At 40.8% G+C, this 5158-nt stretch carries 7 protein-coding genes and 1 pseudogene; 1 reads left to right on the forward strand and 7 read right to left on the reverse strand.

Annotation, left to right across the window (positions count from 1 at the left end; all coding sequences use genetic code 11):
- Positions 1-536 precede the first annotated feature (536 nt).
- Positions 537-1280, reverse strand: coding sequence for a hypothetical protein (locus L696_RS0103070; protein ID WP_025682342.1), 744 nt, complete (start codon positions 1278-1280; stop codon positions 537-539).
- Between the two features lie 1008 nt (positions 1281-2288).
- Between L696_RS0103070 and L696_RS31720 the strand changes: the two are divergent.
- Positions 2289-2617 (forward strand): annotated as a pseudogene (locus L696_RS31720) (iron chaperone).
- 128 nt (positions 2618-2745) lie between these two features.
- On the opposite strand, the gene L696_RS0103085 reads toward L696_RS31720, so the two are convergent.
- From L696_RS0103085 to L696_RS28150, 6 genes are all read right to left on the reverse strand, one after another.
- Positions 2746-3024 (reverse strand): GNAT family N-acetyltransferase, encoded by a 279-nt coding sequence (locus L696_RS0103085; RefSeq protein WP_025682344.1) that lies wholly within the window; start codon positions 3022-3024, stop codon positions 2746-2748.
- Between the two features lie 20 nt (positions 3025-3044).
- Positions 3045-3269 (reverse strand): (4Fe-4S)-binding protein, encoded by a 225-nt coding sequence (locus L696_RS0103090; protein ID WP_049827248.1) that lies wholly within the window; start codon positions 3267-3269, stop codon positions 3045-3047.
- A 16-nt stretch (positions 3270-3285) separates the two neighbouring features.
- Positions 3286-3861 (reverse strand): NADPH-dependent FMN reductase, encoded by a 576-nt coding sequence (locus L696_RS31725; RefSeq protein WP_025682345.1) that lies wholly within the window; start codon positions 3859-3861, stop codon positions 3286-3288.
- Positions 3858-4115, reverse strand: a complete 258-nt coding sequence (locus tag L696_RS28140) for a TetR family transcriptional regulator C-terminal domain-containing protein (protein ID WP_245233274.1) — start codon at positions 4113-4115, stop codon at positions 3858-3860. The genes L696_RS31725 and L696_RS28140 overlap by 4 nt, the downstream gene beginning before the upstream one ends.
- Before the next feature lie 132 nt (positions 4116-4247).
- Positions 4248-4496: a TetR family transcriptional regulator gene (locus tag L696_RS28145; RefSeq protein WP_155985301.1), complete on the reverse strand. Its 249-nt coding sequence runs from the start codon at positions 4494-4496 to the stop codon at positions 4248-4250.
- A complete protein-coding gene (locus L696_RS28150) occupies positions 4493-4639 on the reverse strand; it encodes a hypothetical protein (protein WP_155985302.1) in 147 nt (48 codons plus the stop codon). The genes L696_RS28145 and L696_RS28150 overlap by 4 nt, the downstream gene beginning before the upstream one ends.
- Between the last annotated feature and the right edge of the window lie 519 nt (positions 4640-5158).

Here is a 5158-nt window from a genome sequence, read left to right on the forward strand (position 1 = left end):
TGGCTGAAAGGGACCATAAAAGCGTAGGCTTTCATACCCGATCCCATCTGATAATAGGCTCAAGTGAGTTCATGACTCCTTTCTAGATGTGATGGCTGATTACAAGAGTAAAGTGCAGCAATTTTAATTCGGGTCTGACGAATAGAAGAAATGGATGAATACAACTTTGAGTCAAGACCCATATGTATCATTGAGTTTGTTGGGTATAAAACGTGCTTATTCGGATACAGGCGTTCCAAGTAAGCTTTCATTCAAGGTACAAAAGGGCAAGAGGAGATATTTAAATAACAGTCCAGCATATGTATATATCGGTTGAAAGAGAGATTTAGTTTACAGAATGACCCATTGGTTGGGGTATTTACTATGTGTATTTTTGGAAGTAGGAGAAATGAGAGGGGGTTAAGTTGTGTACAGTGGCGGTTATTATCAATACTTTCATTACTTACCTGGTCGAATAGCTGTGTAAACAAAAAAACGCATTTAGTTTACTCGACTAAATACGTTTTTTAGATTTAAAAATGCATATTTATGTTTTATTAACGACTTCTGAATGAACCCACATATGTAAGATCGTTGCTGTTAATGACTTGAGCTGGAGTTACAAAAGCCTCTTTATTTGGAGTATAGTAACCTATAATATAGTCTGTGTCATAGTTTCCATAATAGAATGCTTGCCAAATAAATTTAGAGCAGTAATTAGGGTTTATAGTTTTAAGTTGAAAGTTATCCCAAGAATAAACAGGTATATGGTAACTTGTTACCGAAGAGTAATTGTTTTTTGCCCAATTAGCTGCGTTACGACCGTGAGTCGCTCTATAGACAGCGATTGATTCATTAGGATTATGCCTCATTTGGTAATAAGAAATGGTATCCCTTTTTCCGCCTTCTCCTTGATTATCATTAACTGGATTTACATGATAAACCATATAATCAGGTCCAATGATACCAACATGTCCAACAATCATTGCGCTTCCGCCTAATGCTTTTGATGAATAAAGTACATCTCCTACCTTAACTCTGATATTGGTTCCTGGGTAGGTTGAATCTGGCTCTAACGCTGATGGAGAAAAGTCATACGTGGCCTCTGGAGCACTTATAGAAGGATCAACTTCTGGAGCAATTACAGAAGGATCAACTTCTGGAGCACTTACAGAAGGATTAACCTCAGAAGCACTTACAGAAGGATCAACCTCAGAAGCACTTACAGACGTTATACCAAAAAAAGAGGTAAAGAAGAGAAGCATTAGTAGAGCAGGTAAAAAAACTTTGATTTTTTTCATAATGCACCGCCATTTTCCATAAATTTAAATGCAATACTAATTATACACAGAATATTCTGGAAGTAAATAGAATAATAAGGTATGATTATCCTAAAAGAAGATTTGTATGTTTGAATAAGATGAGGGGGATGAAAAATTGAATTTTTATAATCATAGATTGGTTCAGATATTAAGCGTAATACTCTATCCCATTTCGGCATTCATCATATTAAGTAATGGTGATAAGATAGTTTCATGGGGGATACCAGCAGTCATTGCAATTTTGTTTTGTTTTCTTTGGAAGAATGTTCAACATCTAATGATTTCCAATGCATTGTTATGGATTTTATCAGTACCAATTTGGTTGTTTTTGATTGAGGGAGGGCAGGGAGCAGAAGTTTTCATTGCATCTTTACCATTCATCATACCCCTATATATATTTATTGTGTTTCTACCAGAAATTATAATTGTTTTGATTAGGAATTTCCTTCTCAATAAGTTTAGACGGTAGCGTCAAGAACTATGTGTAAATGAAAATAACCTTTCTTGTAGAAGTTGGTATTCATCTTTGCTGGTGAACATGATGAGTCCGCTACAGAAGGGCAACCAATGGATTTATGCTCGCTTGTCAGAGACTCACGTTATCTGATTGCCTCGGATTGTAGTCATAGACTATGTTTAGAGAACAGCCCCGATTAATCAATGATTCTATTCTTTTCGATAGACATGCTATTTCTGATCATAAGTATATTCTTTCCATCGTCTCGACACATGTGGAGTGTTGCTCACTGTTGGTCAAGAAAGACTAATAGTTGAGATGTATTGGCGTATACAGCAACGGAGCGGGAGAAGTTCCGCTTCTTTTTTTGATAGGCTCTTTATCCTTCGTTGTTGTTACTACAGCTCAGCTCTTGTCCATCTCATTGCGAATGACGCATACATATGCTATTACATATTTAAAAAGAGAGGAATGAAATACATGTCAAAAGCTATTACAACAGGTCCGTTTCGAGTTCCACAGCTAACAAAATTACTTATGGGTCGATCGACCAGTATATTTCAACGTTTACTCCCGAGGTTCAGGACATTCTTCAAACGTTAAGCAAGTGATAAAAGAGTCGGCGCCGGATGCGAAGGCAAAGATCAGTTATCAGATGCCTACATTCGAGCTCCATGGAAATCTTGTGCATTTTGCGGCTTTCAAGAATCACATCGGTTTTTATCCGGCCCCTAGCGGAATAGATGAGTTCTTCCCCATTGATAAGCCGCTGCCCTATGACATTATAAGCAGAATCGTTAAATTCAGAGTTGCCAGCAACATTGAAAAAGCAGAAGGTAAATTAAAAAAGAAGAAATGATTGTATTATGATAGTTATACGCATACGGGGATCAATTGACAGATAGGAGAATAGCCTGAGGGGGACGAAGAAATCTCGTACCCTCAGGCTATTCTCTCTTATTATTGTCATAACCATATGATTAGTGATTATTTATTGAGAACATCCGCGTATTCAGAGAAACGTTCGAATCGTCCCTTGGCAAACGGGCATAAGGGTAAAATCTTAATACTGTTTTCCCGCGCGTATTCCACCATAGCTTTGACAAGCTTATCGCCAAGCCCTTGTCCTCGGTAAGCATTTTCGACCAAGGTGTGATCAATAATGTAAAGCTCCGGACTTGAGATTACATACGTCATTACCGCAGCAATGCCGTTATCTCGAATAAGAAATCTTTTATTAGCGGTATCATGATTTACAATATGCATGTTCATCCCTCTTTCCTTGTTCAATATTCACCGTCCAGACGTCTATACGTTAGTGCTCCGCTTGGACATGTGTCAATATGTCGGGCAATTGCCTCCGCAGTGTCAGCATCGGGATTAACCCAAGGACGCTTGCTTAAATCAAAAACACCAGGGAGGCCCTTTACGCAAATACCGGAATGAGTGCATACCTCCGAATTAAACATTACCTCGATATCTTTACCGTAGTATAATTTCTGCTTAATCATAATTCCTTCACACCTTTCACTTTTGAGTTTGTTTAAAGACCAAGATCCATTCTTCGAAAGCTGTCAGAAATCTTTCCAAATGGCGAAGCGTTGATTCGTCGTCCAATTCTCCGGTGGTTTCATTCAGTTTTTCGTGAATGCTGCCGATGAGAATCTTCGGACCCGCCATCGTATAGGCATTCATGGCAAGCAGTGTCTGTCTCACCTGGGCTTGTGATTGCGCTGTCCCCCCACTGCCCGGAGTAGCACCTGCAATCGCAAAAGGTTTTTGAATCAGCACTGAGCTTTTACTCGGACGCGAAGCCCAGTCCAAGGCATTTTTCAAAACGCCCGGGATTCCCATGTTGTATTCAGGGGTCACAATCAGTACACCGTCCGCTTTTCGAATGCTTTCTTTAAATTCGACAACCGACTGGGGATCGCCTTGGCTCTCGATGTCCGAATTGTAAAGTGGAATCGTCGATAGGTCAACGTGATGAATCTCCCAATGCTTTGACGCAAGCTCTTCCATAGCCTTTAACACCCTTCTATTGAAAGAACCTTCACGAAGACTTCCACATATGGCAGTGATGGTGAGTTTGTTTTCGCTCATTCTTGCGCTCTCCTCTCTTGGTTTAAATCACGCCACAATACACGAGAAATGTCCTTAAGCAAATGACCCGACTCCACTCCCGCAGGATCTATGAGCCAAGCCATATGCAAACCGTTTAATAGAGACTGGATAAACATGGCCATCGACTTTGGATTGGCATCATTTCGGAGCATGCCGCGTTCCTGGAACGATTGTAAAATATCACCGATCTGTCCATACCATTGGTCAAATGCTTCACTAAGCTTTCTCTTCATGACTGGAACTCGGCTCGACGTCAAAAACTCGAAAAGCAGCATAGACGTTCCCGGGTCCATAACACATTGGGCCCTTATCCAGGCATCCAAGGCGTTCTGAGGGTTAGTCGCGCCTAATATGCCTTCCACTTGCTACGGAATCCGCTTCGAATTTTGCGAAAGGCTGCGTTCGCAGAGAGTGAGGTACAGATCGCTTTTGTTGGAAAAATGCCAATAAACCGCACCTTTCGTCATGCCTGCTTCTGCCGCCACATCATTCAACGTCACCTCTGCATAACCGTATTTCGCAAATATTCGCATCGACGCATCCAGGATTCGCGTCCGTGTATCCGTGTTTGATCGCCCTGACGCTTCCTGTTTCTCTGCCCATAATGCTCTCATTTCCTGCTTGCTGCCCAAATGACGACGAACCGTGTCCAGTGTACCCCCGAGGCCTCCGCCAAATCGGCATAGGTGAATTGGTCAACCGGACGCTTTTCCGCCAAATCGAAAGCTGCCTCTAAAATCTTTGTACTTGCATCCAATACATCACCCTCAGTTTTTAGTGGGGATACTATTAGCATACTGGTTGGTATGCTCTTATAATATCGTTAAAGATCCTGCTCGTAAATGTGTGCAAACAAAATACAACTCGAATATTGTTGTAATCACAAGGAATATAGTAAAATAAGCAAAAAGGCGTTCGAGAGAATAAATCCATCGAATGCCTTTTTTCGTCTGACTTAATCAAAATGTTCAAGAACAATTTTTCCGATTGTTTTTCCAGATTCTATTTTAGCATGAGCAAGTTTTAAGTTTGCCGCATGAATCGGAGATATTCTCCCTGTGACAGCAGTGCGAATTTTCCCTCCATCAACAAGTACAATTTCTTGCGTTATGTCCCGGGTCAACGGAAACAGAATTTTTCAACGTTGTGGGGGCCGATGAAGCTTCTGTCGGGAATCGAGACACTCCAGAAAATGTGGTCCAAGTTGCGCTTAGCTCGCTTCAAGCAAAAAAAGTATATGCTATATAAGACGCAATTAAGATCATAACCTGACAAG

The organism is Paenibacillus maysiensis, assembly GCF_000520815.1.
Lineage (GTDB): Bacteria > Bacillota > Bacilli > Paenibacillales > Paenibacillaceae > Paenibacillus > Paenibacillus maysiensis.

Bases quoted from the DNA above. Each gene is read 5' to 3' on its own strand.
- L696_RS0103070 (WP_025682342.1), bottom strand. From the start codon at position 1,280: ATGAAAAAAATCAAAGTTTTTTTACCTGCTCTACTAATGCTTCTCTTC.
- L696_RS0103085 (WP_025682344.1), bottom strand. From the start codon at position 3,024: ATGCATATTGTAAATCATGATACCGCTAATAAAAGATTTCTTATTCGA.
- L696_RS0103090 (WP_049827248.1), bottom strand. From the start codon at position 3,269: ATGATTAAGCAGAAATTATACTACGGTAAAGATATCGAGGTAATGTTT.
- L696_RS31725 (WP_025682345.1), bottom strand. From the start codon at position 3,861: ATGAGCGAAAACAAACTCACCATCACTGCCATATGTGGAAGTCTTCGT.
- L696_RS28140 (WP_245233274.1), bottom strand. From the start codon at position 4,115: ATGAAGAGAAAGCTTAGTGAAGCATTTGACCAATGGTATGGACAGATC.
- L696_RS28145 (WP_155985301.1), bottom strand. From the start codon at position 4,496: ATGAGAGCATTATGGGCAGAGAAACAGGAAGCGTCAGGGCGATCAAAC.